Raw genomic sequence first — 17487 nt, 5'->3', positions numbered from 1 at the left:
ATGCAATTGGTATAAGTTATGCCTCCTGTTATCCATATTCTATGATCTTTGATTATAAAAAAGGCACTATCTGAGATAGTGCCTTTGAGCTAGAGCATAGAAGCTTATATTGCTAACTAAGCGTTAATCGGTGGCGTAGCCGTTTTCGGCAAGCACCTTACCATCAAGCTGCGCTTTGCCAGCTATCATCGCGAGTCGTTGTTGACTAAACCATTTTACAACAAGTGGGTAGATAGCATGTTCCTGCTCATGAACGCGATCCGCAAGTACCTCTACAGAGTCATCTTCATAGACAGGGACTTTAGCTTGTAAGATCACAGGGCCTGAATCAAGCTCAGGAGTCACAAAGTGCACACTGGCACCGTGTTCAGTATCTTTAGCATCAATAGCGCGCTGATGAGTATTTAAGCCGGTATATTTCGGTAAAAGAGAAGGGTGGATGTTAATCATCTTCCCTTCAAAGCGCATAACGAAATCATCACTTAAAATGCGCATAAAGCCAGCCAAGACCACTAAGTCTGGTTGATACTTTTCTATCGCACTAAAAAGTCTTTCGTCATAGTCAGCTCTTGTTTCGCCTTTATGAGCGATGACGCAGCTGGTATCAATTTCATTTTGGTGAGCACGAATCAAACCATAGGCGTCAGGCTTATTGCTTATCACCCCAATGACGTCGGCTTGTACGTTGTCATCACAACCATCAATGATGGCTTGTAGATTACTACCATTGCCTGAAATTAATACTAAAACGCGGCAGCTCTGAGACATTACAAGATCTCCACTTGCTCTTCGTCACCGCTACGCTTGGCAATGTCACCAATTAGCCATGCTTTTTCGCCTTCAGCGTTTAATAGTTTAAGTGCAGATTCAACTTTGTCTGCTGGCAAGGCAACAACCATGCCTACACCACAGTTAAAGGTACGGTACATTTCAAATTCAGAAATATTACCTTTTTCCATTAACCAGTTGAATACAACAGGCCACTGCCAAGAGTCGCTTTTCACTACAGCTTTACAGTCTTCAGGTAACACTCGTGGGATATTTTCCCAGAATCCACCCCCAGTGATGTGCGACATAGCGTGAACATCGTGCTCTTCAATCAATTTAAGCAGCGATTTCACATAGATTTTAGTTGGTTCTAACAAGTGATCGATAAGCGGCTTGCCTGCAAGCTCCTGCTCAGGATCAGCTTTGCTCACTTCTAATACCTTGCGGATTAGTGAGAAACCATTTGAGTGAGGACCACTAGAAGCTAATGCAATAAGTGCGTCACCATCTTGCACCTTAGTGCCGTCGATGATCTCTTCTTTTTCTGCTACGCCTACGCAGAAACCTGCAAGGTCATAATCATCACCTTCGTACATGCCTGGCATTTCAGCAGTTTCACCGCCAATTAATGCACAGCCTGATTGTACGCAGCCTTCAGCGATACCTTTAACAACTGCGGTGGCAACTTCAACATCAAGTTTGCCTGTCGCATAGTAATCGAGGAAGAATAGCGGCTCAGCACCAGATACGATTAAATCGTTTGAACACATAGCAACAAGGTCTACGCCTACGTTGTCGTGCTTCTTATAATCAATAGCAAGGCGCAGCTTAGTGCCGACGCCATCAGTACCAGAAACCAGTACTGGATGCTTATACTTAGTTGGTAGCTCACAAAGTGCACCAAACCCACCTAGGTTGCCCATAACTTCTGGACGACGGGTGCGTTTAACTGCTGACTTGATGTTGTTAACTAGTGCATTTCCGGCATCAATATCAACGCCTGCATCTTTATAGCTTAGTGGGGTAGTAGGAGTGCTCACGGAGATCCTCTTCGGGTACGGGTAGATCGTTATAGGATTTTATGCGGCGCTATTCTAACAGCTTGTGACTAGCCTCGAAAGCATAGTTTTTCAATAAAGTTAGCGACAAGGCTCACGATTTAACGCCTTTTTAAAACTTTAAGTTTTCCTCTGCGAACAAATCTACTAGAATCGTTAAAATTTACCGTGAAAAATGCGTTAGAAAATCAGGAGATCAAGATGAAAGTCGTTGAAGTTAAGCACCCTTTAGTCCGTCATAAAATTGGATTAATGCGCGAAGGTGACGTAAGCACTAAGCGTTTTCGTGAGCTAGCGGCAGAAGTAGGAAGCCTACTGACGTATGAGGCAACAGCAGACTTCGAAACTGAGAAAGTCACTATTGAAGGCTGGAACGGTCCTGTAGAAGTTGAGCAAATCAAAGGTAAGAAAGTGACAGTGGTACCTATTCTTCGTGCAGGTCTTGGCATGATGGACGGTGTACTTGAGCACGTACCAAGTGCACGTATCTCAGTTGTCGGTATGTACCGTGACGAAGAAACTCTTGAGCCAGTACCATACTTTGAAAAATTGGCTAGCAACATGCCTGAGCGTATGGCACTCGTTGTTGACCCAATGTTGGCGACGGGTGGTTCAATGATTTCAACTATCGATCTGTTAAAAGACCGTGGCTGTACTTCAATTAAAGCGTTGGTATTAGTGGCGGCGCCAGAAGGTGTTGCTGCACTTGAAAAAGCTCATCCAGATATTGAGCTATACACTGCATCAATTGATGACTGCCTCAACGAGCAAGGCTACATCTTACCGGGTCTTGGTGACGCGGGTGATAAGATCTTCGGTACTAAGTAATACAGCAAATCTATGTGCTTTGAGCCAATGAACTGACTCAAAATACAAACATTAAAAAAGGAGCCAATTGGCTCCTTTTTTAATGTTTGTGATTTTTAACTTGTCACTACAGCACCATTGCTGCAATCCAGCCAAACACTAGCAACGGAATGTTGTAGTGAATAAAGGTAGGGATCACACTGTCTCTAATGTGGTCGTGCTGACCATCGGCATTAAGACCTGCTGTTGGTCCTAATGTGGAATCAGAAGCTGGCGAGCCAGCATCACCTAACGCCGCTGCTGTGCCGACAAGTGCAATTGTTGCCGCAACTGAGAATCCAAAGGTCAGCGCGAGAGGCACGTAGATCGTTGCAATAATCGGAATAGTCGAGAACGACGAGCCGATCCCCATGGTAATAAACAAGCCTACTAATAACATTAAGAAAGCAGCCAGTGCTTTATTGTCACCAATAATATCGGCTAATGAGCTAACCAAAGTACTGACGTCACCGGTCTCTTTCACTACGGCAGCAAAGCCTGCGGCCGAGATCATGATAAAACCAATGTTAGCCATCATGCGCACGCCTTGGTTAAACACATCTTGATCAGCTACATGCTTTAATGCCCCTGAGAAGCTAAAGATAATAAAGCCAATCAAGGCACCAAAAATCATTGAATCTGTATAAAGTTGAGTGGCTAAAGTCGCGACCACCGCCACCACGGCAATCGCAATATTACGCGGATTAACCGCTTCTTCTGGCTCAGCAGTTAAAATGAGTTGCTCTTGGTATTGACGCGGTTTTCGGTACGAAATAAAGACCGCCACCAACAGTCCGCAAAACATACCAAGTGCAGGTAATAACATGGCGTGTGGGATCTGTGAGCGTACCGCTTCAAGACCATTGCTATTAAGGTTAGCAAGCAAAATGTTGTTAAGAAAAATTCCGCCAAACCCGATGGGTAACACCATATAAGTAGTCACTAAGCCGAACGTTATCACACAAGCCACTAAGCGTCTGTCTAATGCCAGTTTTGACATCACATGCAACAAAGGCGGGATCAGCATCGGGATAAACGCAATATGGATGGGGAGCAAGTTTTGTGATGAAATGGCCATCGCTAAGATTGACAGCAATAACACCCAACGCACAATGTTGTGATGTGAGGTAGATTGTTCACCGCCGAGCAAGGTGATAATTTTGCGTGAAATCAAGGTAGTTAAGCCTGAATGGGACAGAGCAACGGCGAAGGCACCCAGTAGGGCATAACTAAGCGCAATTTGAGCTCCGCCACCTAAACCGGTATTAAAGGCATCTACTGTGTGTTGTAGATCCATGCCACCAACCAAACCAGCAACTAACGCGCTAATGGTTAGAGCGATAACAACGTTCACTCGCGCAAGGCTCAATCCTAGCATCAAGCAAACGGCAATAACGACTGCGTTCATAATAAGCTTTATCTTTTTCTTATATTCAAAGTTGCTACTATTTTTGCCTGTTAACCAGCGTGATGTCCAGCGTGAAAGGGCGATATATTGATTTGGATGCGAGTTGTGAACTGAGTGTAGGGCTAATTGCTGTCAAAGTGTGAATACCACTACGGCTTATGTGGACTTGCTGGCTGCATAATGTTCAGTTAACAGAATAAATATTCAAAAAAGTGATATTGCTCTCAAATAGCTTGAATGAAGTCAAACACTGCCTATAATGCCTTTAGATTTAAAACGAAAAAGCGTTTTTAGCAATCCATAGATGGAGAAATAAAATGAGTGTATTAGTAGGCCGTCCGGCTCCTGATTTTACTGCAGCTGCGGTACTTGGTAATGGTGAAATTGTAGATACCTTTAACCTTTCTGAAGCGATCAAGGGTAAGCCAACCGTCGTATTCTTCTACCCACTAGACTTTACATTTGTATGTCCTTCAGAGCTGATCGCATTTGATCACCGCATGGACGAGTTCAAGAAACGTGGCGTTGAAGTTATCGGTGTTTCTATCGATTCTCAGTTTACACACAACGCATGGCGTAACACTCCAGTAGACAAAGGCGGTATTGGCCAAGTTCAATACACGCTTGTTGCTGACGTTAAGCATGAAATCTGTAAAGCCTACGACGTAGAGCATCCAGAAGCTGGTGTTGCTTTCCGTGGTTCTTTCCTAATCGACAAAGAAGGCCAAGTTCGTCACCAAGTGGTTAACGATCTTCCACTAGGTCGTAACGTTGACGAAATGCTTCGCATGATCGACGCACTGCAGTTCCACGAAGAGCACGGTGATGTTTGTCCTGCTGGTTGGGAAAAAGGCGACAAAGGTATGGACGCATCTACAGAAGGTGTTGCTTCTTACCTAAGCGATAACGCTGATCAGCTTTAATCGCTGCGTTTAGCTGTTAGTTGTTAGTTGTTAGTTGTTAGTTGTTAGAAAAGCCGCGTTTAATCGCGGCTTTTTTGTGTCTGTTATTTGAGCCGAATCATTGATGAGGTTAAATCTGCTGTTAGTTATGCTCTTCAAAAAGCTTAAGCTAAGGCTTTATCAAATAAATGTAAAAGCCGGCTCCATGCTTTTTCTGCTTGTTTTTCGTTATAACCAGAGTAATCCAGGGTGCACCAGCCATGTAAAGTTTCTTCATAAACTTCAATTTCGGCGGATATTCCTGCTGCTTTGTAGGCCGTACGTAAAACATTTTTGATTTCTGGCGATCTTTTATCATCATTCTCTGCGATAGCGTGAAGTGCATGGGCTGATGATTTCTCGATTAATAGGTGTGTGCTATCAGGACCATCTGAAATATCTAAGCCACCGCCGTGAAACGAAGCCACGGCTCCTATTCGACTCGGAGCGGCAGCCGCAGTTCTTAAAGTATCACTACCACCCATACAATAGCCGATAGTGCCCATTTTACGGTTACGGTCGACATTAATCTGTTTATCGAGGAAATCGATATAGGCTTTGGCATCAGAAGTAATGGCATCATGGGTTAGCTTACTCGCCATGCTTCTCAAATAATTCATGGTTTTAGGGTCGCCAAAACTGGCGTCGGGACTGACCACTGGTGCTTTAGCATCTCTATAGTAATGATTTATCACCAAAACGGAATAACCTGCTTGAGCTAATCGCTTAGCCAAGACTTTATAAGCAGGCCTCAAGCCTTTAATGTCAGGCCATAAAATAACCCCCGGGTATTTGCCATTGCTGGGGCTGACGAAATAACAATCGGAGATGCCATCTGGCGTGGCAATTTCAATAGTGGACTCTGTTACCGTCTGTGCAAAAACAACATTGGGTAACACTGCCGTTATAAGTGCTGCAATGCTCAACTTACTAAAGTCACGACGGTTTAAATTGCGCTGATTCAAAAGAAACTGCTTTTTATCATTCTCTGTTAGTTCATCACACATGTTGGTATCCCTTTTGGCATGTCTAGTCATCAATCGTTAATCATAACCGATACAATCGTTATAGCTACTTAGTAAAACTTGCAGACTCAGTGAGTTGTAGGTTGTAAGTTTTCTCACAACCCACTCAGTTCGCCACGATGAAAGACGAGCACCTACCGCCAGGGGAAAACGGTGATTATCAATAGTTGCTAGCATACTCCTATGCCTTTGAGTCAGTACCAATGAGTTCTACCGTTATGAAGTGTTGTTATCCTTTGATTAATATGATGAATTGAAAATAAAATTGCTGAGTTGATAAAGTGATGGCTGCAAGTGAGGTTTATCTTTAGGCATTGCCTGAATCGCACTGGACAAATGAATCAAAAGCTGATGTGTTCGCATTAAAAGGAGTTAGAACAGCCGTTATTACTCATATGGAAAAGCAGTGAAAATTGCTGATAAATAGAGTGATTAGTCGCTTACAATCTCCAGAACAGCGCTAAACGCACTAAAAAAGTGTCGTCCGATTGATGATTTTTAGCAGGTATTGTTGCATATTTGGCATTCAGTCTCGCGCGGAATAACCCGCTTAGTTTTAGTGTAATAAGGTGATATGAAAATACAAGTTATTCTATGTTCAGGTATGCTGGTTCTATCTTCTGTGGGTTCTTATTACTACGGTGCATCGAATGGTGTAGAGGCGGGGGCGAGTGCAACGACCTTTATTTTTGCCAAGCATGCGACAACTCAAATGCGTAAGCACGCCATGCTACTTGAAACAGTAAAGAATGGTGATATGGAATCGGTTGAAAAAATAGCGCTGGCATTGGTTGAACACGATATTGAGCATTTGGATGGTATAGAGCAGATGCTTTTAGCGATGCCTGACTATCAGCAATCAGAGATTTTTATTCAATCGACTCTTCAGCAAACTAAAGCTATGCATAAGGAATTGAGTCGTTTGCGGTGATTTTACATTCAGGACAAATGAAGCAAAGCGCTGCCCACAAGCGACAAGTAACTATATCCTTAGAGGCCTTGGCTCAAAACTATTTGAGGTTGAATATTTTGCAACCTCTGAAAAGTAGACTATCAACTTTTCAATCTAAAAAGCCGCTTAACTTAAATGTCCAACGTTACTAGGGAACTTAAGTGAAGCGGCTTTGGTATATCTAGCGTTTAAAGCTTGTTTTACTCTGCAGCTACAGGTTTAGCATTAGGCTCTGACTCGTCAGCAATGTATGGCCAGCCACCGAGTGACTTCCAGCGGTTTACGATTAGGCAGAACAGCTCTGCGGTACGCTCGGTGTCATACAAGGCTGAATGGGCTTCGCGGTTATCAAATGGAATGCCAGCCATTGTACAGGCTTTCGCTAACACTGTTTGGCCAATAGCAAGACCTGCAAGTGCGGCTGTATCGAAGGTGGCGAAAGGGTGGAATGGTGTGCGCTTTAGGCCATTACGCTCGATGGCTTCGCTGACAAAGCCGTGATCGAAGGCGGCGTTGTGCGCCACAATAATACTGCGATGACATTCAGAAGCTTTTTGTGCTTTTTTGACCTCTTTGAAAATCTCTAAAAAGGCTTCTTTTTCGCTGACGGCACCGCGCAATGGATTAGTTGGATCAATACCATTAAACGCTAAAGCTTCAGGCTCAAGATTTGCACCTTCAAAAGGTTCGATATGATAATGCAGTGTCTTATCTAGTTGAAGCACACCATCATCATCCATCTTTAACATAGTGACTGCAATTTCTAGTAGCGCGTCGGTCTTTGAATTGAAGCCGGCGGTTTCAACATCGATAACCACCGGGAAATATCCTCTAAAGCGGTTTTTCAGTTTGTTGTGCTCGCAGATGTCAGTCATTAATTTATCCAAAAAGTTAGCAGGTGCCTATTATGGGGCAACTGATAATGACTGTCATGTGCGTTTGCTCGTTTTATAAGCTAAAGAAAGATAAATCTTTGCCGATAGAGAGAAGTGACCCAATTATGGAGAGTGGTTTTATGCGGCTTAGCGTTCTTTTTGCATCATTATTATGCTTACCTTTTTTTGCTAACGCGGATCTTAAGCAATATGTAGCTTCTTTAGAAGAGTCCCAGTGGCGCGTGAGCGGAAATAATCCTGTGATGTGTCGCTTGGAGCATGATATCCCCTCTTATGGAAAAGCGGTATTTACCAGTATTGCGGGTAAAAATCATAACCTTAATTTCACTCTTGATATGTGGGTTAAACCAGATCAAGTGACTCAAGCTAAATTAATGAGCATGGCGCCTGCTTGGCGACCTGGTGTGGTCTCTAAAGAGATCACCGAGCTGACATATCAAAAGTACTTTAGTGGCGAAGTGCCGCGTAATGCTGCTTGGTCAATGCTCGCAGAGCTTGAAAGTGGCATGCAGCCGACCTTCTATTACGCTGATTGGTACAACCAAACCAATAAGATTGCCGTGGGGTTATCTGCGGTGAATTTTAGACGCCAATATGCGCAGTTCAAATCGTGCCTATCATCATTATTACCTTACTCTTTCGAAGATATCGCCTTTACGGTACTCACTTATGAATCGGGTGGTACTGAGCTGACCCGTTATGCCAAAGCACAAATAAATAAAGTACAAGAGTATTTAGCTTACGATCAAAATGTAGATTTAGTACTGATTGATGCTTATACCGATAGCTATGGTGGCCGTAGCGCTAACGAGCGTGTGTCGGTGCAACGTGCTGATTCGGTCAAAGATCTGTTTGTCGCTAGCGGCATCCCCCAAAGTCGTATTCATACAATGGGGCACGGTGAGCGTCGACATGTGGCCTCAAATCAAACCATTGATGAGCGTGCAAGAAACCGTCGCGTGGTGATTAGAATAAGTAAGCCACTGTAAACCAGCATTCGGTGCATCAGTTATTTAAGCCCTGCCTTTATTGCAGGGCTTTTTTATACCTTAGGCATTTTTAATCGTGGCAGTAAAATTTAGGTAAAAAAAAGCCCGCTTACATAAGTAAGCGGGCTGCAAAAATATTTGATTTGCAATCAACAAATTGAAGGAAGGAAGTCAAGCTAAGAACCAGGGATGAAACTTCCGTGGATAACCACCAAAGTTTAAGAGTTCTTTGTTTCCAAATCTGCCAGGCAGACACTTCCTGAAAACGAGACGAATTATAGAGCCAGCTTTGATTACTGACAAACTAGAATAATTTTATATATAGATTAGTTTTGCTAATGCATGAAAAAGCTGGGTTTGCTGGTTTTAGCAGCCTATTAGCGTATTTGTGAGTCCTTAATCACGTTTTTTGCATAATTTCACTTAATATAAAATTAATCTATGTTACTAAATTATTAATGGCTGAACAGTGACATAAATGAAACTAGGGCGACAACAAAATTTTGCGCTGTATTTTTTTAATTTGTATAGTGCATTTTGAAAATGGCTATTTATGCCAGCTTAATAAAAAAGCCTACCTAGTAAACATTGCTGTTAGGTGTGACTACGGATAGGTGAATCAGGGATACAAACCATGCGAATTAATACTTTATTGGCTAAAAAGCCGTTATTGGCTATTGGCTTCGGCTTAGCGTTAGCAGGTTGCCAGACGCAATCTGTTGATGAGTCTACAGTTGACACCCTTATACAAAACCAAGACAGCGTCGTTGAAACACTCCATGGCGTTCAGGTTGCGGATCCATATCGCTATTTAGAAGTTGAGTCAGACAAGACTCATCAATGGGTAAAGCAGCAACAGCAAGATGGTAAAACATATTTAGCTGCCATCGAAAACAAGCAGGCGATTGTTGACCGGATTACTGAGTTGTGGAACTTCGAAAAGATTTCTGCACCGAATGAAAAGGGCAGTAATACTTTTTATTATCGCAACAACGGGCTGCAAGCACAGTCTGTTCTGTTTGTTAAAGATGCATCGGGTAATGAAAAGGTGTTGCTCGACCCAAATACCTTCTCAGCTGACGGCACCATTGCGCTTTCAGGTACATCGGTGAGTGATGACGGTAAGACATTGGCCTATGGCGTATCTAAGTCGGGCTCAGATTGGCAAACGTGGCATTTTGTCGATATTGCGACAGGCAAAAAGCTAGCCGATCAATTAGATTGGATCAAGTTCTCTAGCGCAGTTTGGAACAGCGATAACACAGGGGTGTATTACGCTCGTTATGATGCACCTGAAGGCGGTAACGCGCTTGCTGATGTTAACTTTAACCAAAAAGTGTACTTCCATAAGATCGGCAGCGAGCAATCACAAGACAGCTTGGTTTATGAAAGACCGCAAAACAAAGATTGGGGTTTTGGTATTGAAGTGACTGATAAAGGCGATTATTTATTGCTTTATATCTCTCAAGGTACTGACAGCCGTAATCGTTTCTTCTATAAGTCGCTGAAACAACCAGAAGCAGAAGTGGTTGAACTTATTCCTGACCTAGAAGCGGAGTACAGCTTTATTGGCAACGACAAGTCTACTTTCTATTTTAAGACTGACTATCACGCACCTAATGGTAAAGTGATAGCGATTGATGTGAATAACAGCGCAAAGGACAATTGGAAGACCATTGTTCCTGAGCTGAAAGATCCAATCAGCAATATTGCGATTGTTAATGATCATATCGTCGTCAGCTATTTGCATGATGTACTAGGCAAGCTAACCATTTACAGCATGAATGGCGATAAACGCCAAGATGTAAAACTGCCAGGAAAAGGTAAGGTTGCAGGCCCTTATGGTAAGCGCAGCAAAGACTACTTCTACTACGTCTTTAATAGTTATACTCAGCCACAAACGACTTATAAGTTTGATTTTAAGACGGGTGAGTCAACACTTTACTCAAAGCCTACCGTATCATTTGATCCTGACAACTACACTTCTGAGCAGGTTTTTTATACCAGTAAAGATGGTACAAAAGTACCGATGATGATCTCTTACAAGAAAGGCCTGAAGAAAGACGGTAATAACCCGACGCTTCTATATGCTTATGGCGGCTTTGCGATTTCATTAACGCCTCGTTTTAGTCCTGCCAATATAGCTTGGATGGATATGGGCGGTGTTTATGCGGTGCCAAACCTACGTGGTGGTGCTGAATATGGCGAAAGCTGGCATCAAGCAGGTATGTTCGATAAAAAACAGAATGTATTTGATGACTATTATGCCGCAGCTGAATACTTAATCGACCAGAACTACACAAATAGCACAAAGCTTGGTGCTTATGGTCGTAGTAACGGTGGCCTATTAATGGGAGCAGCGTTGACTCAGCGTCCTGAACTATTTGCTGCTGTGTTGCCTGCTGTTGGTGTACTGGATATGCTTAGGTTCCAAAAGTTCACCATTGGTTGGGCTTGGACGAGTGAGTATGGTAGTGCCGATAACGCAGAACAGTTCCCAGCATTATATGCATACTCGCCGTACCACAATGTTAAAGCGCAATCTTATCCAGCCACTATGGTGATGACAGCAGATCACGATGACAGAGTTGTGCCACTGCATAGCTTTAAGTTTGGTGCCATGATGCAAGAAAAGCAACAAGGCGATGCGCCAGTGATAATGCGCATTGAATCTAAAGCGGGCCACGGCGCAGGTAAACCGACAGCGATGAAGATTGATGAGTTTGCCGATATTTATAGTTTCCTTTGGCACAACTTTGGCTTGAAAGTGCCAGCTAAAATCGCGCAATAAAGTGAGATAACATTGAATTAAAAAAGGCAGCTTAAGCTGCCTTTTTTATGCTCTGAATATGCCGTGATTCAGTAAAGTGCTCACTAGATTAATATCACTCTACCTGTGGCTGTTGGTAGCCAGTACATGCCGAGCAAGTGCGCATTTTTAACTCTTTTGAAGACAGATGTAATAATCCCTTAAGATTATTAACAAAATTTTATGAAGATGGCCAAGGCTTATCACATATCGCCATTCACAATTGCATATTGGCTAGGTATAGTAGGCCTCTTATTTTGTCTCATTAATTGGCGATCTTATTTTATGTTTCGTTGGCCTATTTCCGTTTACTACGAAGATACTGATGCCGGTGGTGTTGTTTACCACTCAAATTATTTGAAGTTTTTTGAGCGCGCTCGAACGGAGTGGTTGAGGTCAATGGGCGTCAGTCAAACAGCACTACTTGCTGATGATATTGCCTTTGTTGTGAAGCGTGCAGCACTCGATTTTTGTAAAGCGGCGCGTTTTGAACAGAACCTTATGGTCGAAACTGAGGTCATACAACTCAAGAAAGCGTCGTTGACATTTAAACAGCGTTTAATTGATGAGCAGGGTGTTACGTATTGCGAGGCTGATATATTAGTAGCCTGTATCGCATTATCGCGTATGAAACCCAAAGCCATTCCCCTAAATATTGCCCAGGAGTTTAACGGTGGAAGCTGATATTTCGTTTATTGGATTATTTTTACAAGCAAGTCTTTTAGTTAAGTTTGTTATGCTGACCTTGCTTAGTTTGTCTATTGCTTCTTGGGCGGTGATCCTTCAACGCCGTAAATTATTGACGGCAGCAAAAACTGAAGCGCTTAAATTTGAAGATAAGTTTTGGTCTGGCGTTGATCTCAACAAACTTTATCAAGAGTTGTCGGCACGTCAAGATCGCAATGCAGGCCTTGAAGCACTGTTTGTAACTGGCTTTAAAGAGTACGCCAGACTTAATAAGCTCAATGGCCGCGTCCCTGAAGCTGTTATGGATGGCAGTTACCGAGCAATGCGTGTGTCACTTTCAAGAGAGCTCGAAAAACTCGAAACTCATTTACCACTGTTGGCTACCATTGGCTCAACCAGCCCGTATATAGGCTTGTTTGGTACGGTATGGGGGATCATGAACTCCTTTATCGCTTTAGGCGCTGTTGAAAACGCCACGCTAGCTATGGTCGCACCAGGTATTGCTGAAGCATTGATTGCAACCGCGATGGGCCTATTTGCGGCTATTCCTGCCGTAATCGCCTACAACCGTTTCTCGACTCAAGTTGAAAAGATAGAGATGTCTTACGCCAACTTTATGGAAGAGTTCTCTAGCATCTTGCACCGCCAAGCGTATAGCGAGAAGGAACAGGCATAATGCATCAAGGCTACCAAAGGAAGCGCCGTCGCCCGGTTGCTGAAATTAATGTGGTGCCCTATATCGATGTGATGTTGGTACTGTTGATTATCTTTATGGTGACAGCGCCAATTGTCACTCAAGGCGTTAAGGTCGATCTACCTCAAGGTGCGGCGGAGTCATTGCCCGCTGATAGTAAACCACCGGTTGTGGCTTCAATTGATGCCATGGGCGAATACTATTTAGATGTAGGCAGTTCCAGCACCAAAGAGGTTCTTGAGCTGGACGAAGTTGCTATTAGGGTCGGGGCTATAATTCAATTAGAGCCAGAACGTCCCGTGGTCGTAAAAGCCGATCGTTCAATCCCCTATGAGAAAGTGATTCAGTTAATGGTGACGCTGCAAGGCGCGGGCGTACCGTCTGTTGGACTGATGACAGATTCGCCGGAGGATAAGTAGTGGCGGCTAAATCAGAATTAACCATTCCAGTGTCAATTTCAGCTGGAATTCATATTGGCGTGATAGTTATCTTAGCGCTAGGCGTTGATTTTTCAGAAAAACCTAAGCCACAACCTCAAGCGAGTGCGCCAGCTGTACAAGCGGTAGTCGTTGATCAACAGAAAGTGGCAGAGCACGTAGAAAAGCTAAAAGCACAGAAACGTGAAGCGGAGCGAAAAGAAAAGGCGCGTCAAGATGATGCTGACAGACGCGTTCGTGAAGCACGTAAAGAGCGTGAACGTGAACAGAATCGTATTAAAAAACTTGAGCAAGAGCGAAAGCAAAAAGAGATTGAAACTAAAAATGCAAACGATGCGGCTAAGGCTGCGCAGTTAAAGCAGAAGCAGGAAAAAGAGAAAGCCGCTAAAGCTGAAGCTGATCGTAAGCAAAAGGAAAAAGAGCGCCAAGCTTCGGAAGCAGCAGCTAAAAAAGCAGCGGATAAGCGTAAAGCCGAGGAGGCCGCTGCCTTAAAAGCTGAAAATGAACGTAAGCGTAAGGCTGAAGCTGAACGTAAACGCAAAGCCGAAGAGCAAGCGCGCCGTGAGCAAGAGCAGATGATGCAAGAAGCTTTAGCTGCCGAGCAAGCTGCGCTTTCACAGACTCGTAATAAAGCCGTGATGAGTGAAGTTCAGCGTTATACCTCGATGATCAGAGCGACCATTCAGCGTAACTTAGTTGTCGACGAATCAATGCGAGGTAAAAGCTGTCGAGTCTTTATCCGCTTAGCAAACGATGGTTTTGTGACTGCGAGTAAAATCTTGGATGGCGATAGCGTAGTGTGTCGGGCGACTAAAGCAGCGATTAATAAAGCTGGGCGTCTACCCGTTTCGAATGAGCCAGATGTATATAACAAGCTAAAAGAAATTAATTTAACAGTTCAACCCGAGTTCAATTAAAGGAATCACATGAAGATTTTGGGGAAATGGTTACTCGCTAGCCTACTTATATGCAGCATGCCTGCAAAAGCGGCATTGGATATTGTGATCACCGAAGGTGTTGATGCTGCAAGACCTATTGCCGTTGTTCCTTTTGTTTGGCAAGGCACCGGTCCTATGCCTTCGCAGATATCGGATGTGGTTATGTCTGATCTTGCTCGTAGCGGCACATTTAGTCCATCTGATGAGCTAAGCTTGCCACAACGTAATATCAGTACCTTGGCTCAATTTGATGCGAAGGCGTGGATGGCGCAACCTGCAGAAGCTGTAGTGATGGGGTCTATTAAGCCTTATGGTGCAGATAAATATTTAGTTAGCTTTCAGCTAATTGATTTAGTCAAAGCGCAATTACAATCGGATGCAGGGCCGCAAGCCGCTAACGATTTAGTGATTGATAGCCGTGAGACTGTCATTAGTGCCGCTCAGTTTCGTCAGTACGGTCATCGTATTAGTGACGTGGTATATGAAAAATTAACCGGTATTCGCGGTGCTTTTCTTACTCGTATAGCTTATGTTGTTGTTAAGCATGGCGAAAAATCACCATATCAGTTGATGATCTCTGATTATGATGGCTATAACGAACAGATGTTACTGCGCTCTCCTGAGCCGTTGATGTCGCCGTCATGGTCGCCAGATGGACAGCAACTTGCTTACGTTAGTTTTGAAAACCGTAAAGCAGAAGTGTTTGTGCAGAACATTTATACTCAAGCACGTAAGAAAGTCACTAGTTTTAATGGTATAAATGGTGCGCCGGTATTTTCACCTGATGGTAAAAAACTCGCAGTGACGCTTTCTAAAGACGGTCAACCAGACATTTATGTGGTTGATATTGCCACTGGTGCATTAAAACGCGTGACGAATCATTATTCCATCGATACCGAGCCGTCTTGGTTTCCGGACGGTAAGTCGTTATTACTTACCTCTGAGCGTGGCGGACGTCCACAGTTGTATCGTGTATTTTTGGACTCAGGTAAGATCTCGCGCTTAACTTTTGAAGGCGAGTGGAACTTAGGTGGTTCAATTGCGCCAGATGGGCGTAGCATTGTTTTTGTAAATCGTACTAACGGTAAGTTTAATATCGCAAGAATGGATCTTGAAACACGATTTATGCAGGTTTTGACGAGCACCAGGCTCGACGAATCCCCAAGCCTAGCACCTAACGGTACTATGGTTATTTACGGAACAACATACCAAGGTAAACAGGTATTGGCGGCGGTTTCTATGGATGGACGATTTAAGGCCAGATTACCCGTCGGTCAAGGTGAAGTGAAATCACCTTCTTGGTCACCATTTCTCTAACTATAAAGATTAAGGATTTTAAAATGGATCTGAATAAGCTATTTAAAGCCATGTTAGTCGTACTTCCTATTATGGCTCTCAGTGCCTGTAGCTCGACTTCTGAGTCTGAAACAGATGCAACTAGCTCAACGGAATCATCTTCATCAACAGGTTCTGCCAATAACGGTGTTGAAACAGGTGGTGTTGCACCTGTGCTGACTCCTGCAGAGCAGCAGCAACTTAAGTTTCAAGAGCTAAGAAAAGAGCACATCATCTATTTCGATTTTGATCGCAGTTCTGTTTCGCAGCAATTTGCTGAAGTGTTAGAAGCTCATGGTGATTACCTTGTAGAACACCCAAATGTTCGCGTGATGATTGAAGGCCATGCTGATGAGCGTGGAACACCTGAATACAACATCGCATTGGGCGAACGACGTGCTAAAGCCGTTGCTAAGTACCTTCAGGGTATGGGTGTACAGCCTAGCCAGATGAGCGTTGTAAGCTACGGTGAAGAGAAGCCAATGGATCTGTCACGCACTGATGATGGTTTTGCAAAAAATCGTCGCGCAGTACTTGTATACTAATTTTAGGTAAAAGGTTTACCCTATGAAATACGCCGTGATATCAGCGGCAATCATCCTGGCAAGTGCAGCACATGCTGCACCTGCTCCTGTTGAGGATGTTGCTGGTGGCTCTTCAGACGACAGAGTGGCTCGTCTAGAGCGAATTGTAAAAGCAAAACAGCAAACTGAATTTGCTATGCAACAACGCTTAGGAGCGTTGCAGCAAGAAGTCCTTGATTTGCGTGGATTAAGTGAACAGCAGTCTTATCAAATTGAACAGATGCTACAAAGGCAGCGTCAGCTCTATGAAGATATCGCTAATATCTCAAGTAAGCCTGCAGCGGCTGTGAGCGTAGCAAGCAGCAATAGCACCACCACGGCAAGTTCAACGTTAGGCGAAACTGCCAGTTATGAACAAGCTGTAAACCTAGTGCTTAAAGAGAAGAAGTACGAAGCCGCTATTCCAGCTTTTGCTCAGTTTATCGAAAATTATCCAGATTCAAGCTATGCACCAAATGCAAATTACTGGTTAGGGCAGCTACTCTATAATAAGAGTGAGTTTGTTGGAGCCACTAAAGCTTTTACGACTGTTGTTGATAAATTCAAGGATTCAGGTAAGCGTGGTGAAAGTTTAGTCAAGCTTGGTATGATTTCTGAGAAGACTGGTGATAAAGCTAAAGCGAAAGCTTATTACCAGCAAGTTGTGAAAGAATATGCTAATAGTGCAGCAGCCCGTATTGCACAGCAGCAACTTTCAGCACTTTGATTGCGATTTATTCAAAAAACAATCTCTTAGACTGTTTTTCATGCAAACGATGAAAAATGGGAAATTTGCACTTGCATGAGCAAATGAAAAAGGTATTATAGGCGCCCTCAGAGAGACACCGTCTTTCGGAGGGTATCTAAGCGAATTGTTTAGTTAATCTAAACTAAGCGCTAATGATACAAGCAATACCAGAAAGGGCCGTTAGCTCAGTTGGTAGAGCAGTTGGCTTTTAACCAATTGGTCGAAGGTTCGAATCCTTCACGGCCCACCACTTCTGAGGTGGATTTGTTTTAAAACAAATGAAATCAGAAAATGTAATACCAGAGAGGGCTGTTAGCTCAGTTGGTAGAGCAGTTGGCTTTTAACCAATTGGTCGAAGGTTCGAATCCTTCACAGCCCACCACTTATTCTACA

The 17487-nt window shown here is 43.5% G+C and carries 17 protein-coding genes and 2 tRNA genes; 14 read left to right on the top strand and 5 right to left on the bottom strand.

What is annotated here, in order from left to right; genetic code table 11:
• Positions 1 to 123: 123 nt before the first annotated feature.
• Complete coding sequence (gene purN / locus AB4238_RS18780) at positions 124 to 768, bottom strand: phosphoribosylglycinamide formyltransferase (protein ID WP_372034811.1); 645 nt, start codon at positions 766 to 768, stop codon at positions 124 to 126.
• Positions 768 to 1808, bottom strand: a complete 1041-nt coding sequence (purM, locus tag AB4238_RS18775) for a phosphoribosylformylglycinamidine cyclo-ligase (RefSeq protein WP_220736225.1) — start codon at positions 1806 to 1808, stop codon at positions 768 to 770. Before purM ends, purN begins: the two co-directional genes overlap by 1 nt.
• Positions 1809 to 2027: 219 nt before the next feature.
• Between purM and upp the strand changes: the two genes are divergently transcribed.
• Entirely contained in the window at positions 2028 to 2654 is a 627-nt protein-coding gene (upp, locus tag AB4238_RS18770; protein WP_220736224.1) for a uracil phosphoribosyltransferase, read from the top strand.
• Between the two features lie 106 nt (positions 2655 to 2760).
• On the opposite strand, the gene AB4238_RS18765 is transcribed toward upp, so the two are convergent.
• Positions 2761 to 4080: a Na+/H+ antiporter family protein gene (locus AB4238_RS18765; RefSeq protein ID WP_372034810.1), complete on the bottom strand. Its 1320-nt coding sequence runs from the start codon at positions 4078 to 4080 to the stop codon at positions 2761 to 2763.
• Between the two features lie 317 nt (positions 4081 to 4397).
• Here AB4238_RS18765 and AB4238_RS18760 point away from each other — a divergent pair, with 317 nt between their 5' ends.
• Positions 4398 to 5003, top strand: a complete 606-nt coding sequence (locus AB4238_RS18760; RefSeq protein ID WP_248975337.1) for a peroxiredoxin — start codon at positions 4398 to 4400, stop codon at positions 5001 to 5003.
• 143 nt (positions 5004 to 5146) lie between these two features.
• Here the strand turns inward: AB4238_RS18760 and AB4238_RS18755 are convergent, their stop codons facing one another.
• Complete coding sequence (locus AB4238_RS18755; protein WP_372034809.1) at positions 5147 to 6028, bottom strand: dienelactone hydrolase family protein; 882 nt, start codon at positions 6026 to 6028, stop codon at positions 5147 to 5149.
• A 592-nt stretch (positions 6029 to 6620) separates the two neighbouring features.
• On the opposite strand from AB4238_RS18755, the gene AB4238_RS18750 reads away from it, so the two are divergent.
• A complete protein-coding gene (locus AB4238_RS18750) occupies positions 6621 to 6977 on the top strand; it encodes a hypothetical protein (protein ID WP_372034808.1) in 357 nt (118 codons plus the stop codon).
• A 221-nt stretch (positions 6978 to 7198) separates the two neighbouring features.
• Here the strand turns inward: AB4238_RS18750 and rnt are convergent, their stop codons facing one another.
• On the bottom strand, positions 7199 to 7873 hold the full coding sequence (gene rnt, locus AB4238_RS18745; protein WP_372034807.1) for a ribonuclease T: 675 nt from the start codon (positions 7871 to 7873) through the stop codon (positions 7199 to 7201).
• 140 nt (positions 7874 to 8013) lie between these two features.
• Between rnt and AB4238_RS18740 the strand changes: the two genes are divergently transcribed.
• The 11 genes from AB4238_RS18740 to AB4238_RS18690 all read left to right on the top strand — a co-directional run bounded on the left by AB4238_RS18740 (position 8014) and on the right by AB4238_RS18690 (position 17476).
• Positions 8014 to 8883: an OmpA family protein gene (locus AB4238_RS18740; protein ID WP_220736220.1), complete on the top strand. Its 870-nt coding sequence runs from the start codon at positions 8014 to 8016 to the stop codon at positions 8881 to 8883.
• A 634-nt stretch (positions 8884 to 9517) separates the two neighbouring features.
• Positions 9518 to 11674, top strand: coding sequence for a prolyl oligopeptidase family protein (locus AB4238_RS18735; protein ID WP_372034806.1), 2157 nt, complete (start codon positions 9518 to 9520; stop codon positions 11672 to 11674).
• A 303-nt stretch (positions 11675 to 11977) separates the two neighbouring features.
• Complete coding sequence (gene ybgC, locus AB4238_RS18730; protein WP_220736218.1) at positions 11978 to 12376, top strand: tol-pal system-associated acyl-CoA thioesterase; 399 nt, start codon at positions 11978 to 11980, stop codon at positions 12374 to 12376.
• Positions 12366 to 13055, top strand: coding sequence for a protein TolQ (gene tolQ, locus AB4238_RS18725; protein WP_220736217.1), 690 nt, complete (start codon positions 12366 to 12368; stop codon positions 13053 to 13055). The genes ybgC and tolQ overlap by 11 nt, the downstream gene beginning before the upstream one ends.
• Positions 13055 to 13492 carry a protein TolR gene (tolR, locus tag AB4238_RS18720; RefSeq protein WP_020911971.1) on the top strand — a complete coding sequence of 146 codons (438 nt, stop codon included), beginning with the start codon at positions 13055 to 13057 and terminating at the stop codon, positions 13490 to 13492. The genes tolQ and tolR overlap by 1 nt, the downstream gene beginning before the upstream one ends.
• Positions 13492 to 14427, top strand: a complete 936-nt coding sequence (tolA, locus tag AB4238_RS18715) for a cell envelope integrity protein TolA (RefSeq protein WP_372034805.1) — start codon at positions 13492 to 13494, stop codon at positions 14425 to 14427. The genes tolR and tolA overlap by 1 nt, the downstream gene beginning before the upstream one ends.
• A 9-nt stretch (positions 14428 to 14436) precedes the next feature.
• Positions 14437 to 15765, top strand: coding sequence for a Tol-Pal system beta propeller repeat protein TolB (gene tolB, locus AB4238_RS18710; protein WP_248975343.1), 1329 nt, complete (start codon positions 14437 to 14439; stop codon positions 15763 to 15765).
• A 23-nt stretch (positions 15766 to 15788) separates the two neighbouring features.
• The gene (pal, locus tag AB4238_RS18705) at positions 15789 to 16328 is read left to right on the top strand and encodes a peptidoglycan-associated lipoprotein Pal (protein WP_371992961.1); all 540 of its coding nucleotides are present in this window, start codon (positions 15789 to 15791) and stop codon (positions 16326 to 16328) included.
• A 22-nt stretch (positions 16329 to 16350) separates the two neighbouring features.
• Positions 16351 to 17073, top strand: coding sequence for a tol-pal system protein YbgF (gene ybgF / locus AB4238_RS18700; protein ID WP_372034804.1), 723 nt, complete (start codon positions 16351 to 16353; stop codon positions 17071 to 17073).
• Positions 17074 to 17268: 195 nt separating this feature from the next.
• Positions 17269 to 17344, top strand: a tRNA-Lys gene (locus AB4238_RS18695).
• 56 nt (positions 17345 to 17400) lie between these two features.
• Positions 17401 to 17476 (top strand) — tRNA-Lys (locus tag AB4238_RS18690).
• Positions 17477 to 17487: the final 11 nt, after the last annotated feature.

The organism is Shewanella sp. 10N.286.45.A1, assembly GCF_041470405.1.
Classification (GTDB): domain Bacteria; phylum Pseudomonadota; class Gammaproteobacteria; order Enterobacterales; family Shewanellaceae; genus Shewanella.
Note: the sequence above shows the minus strand (reverse complement) of the source record. Positions and strands in the feature narration are given on the sequence as shown.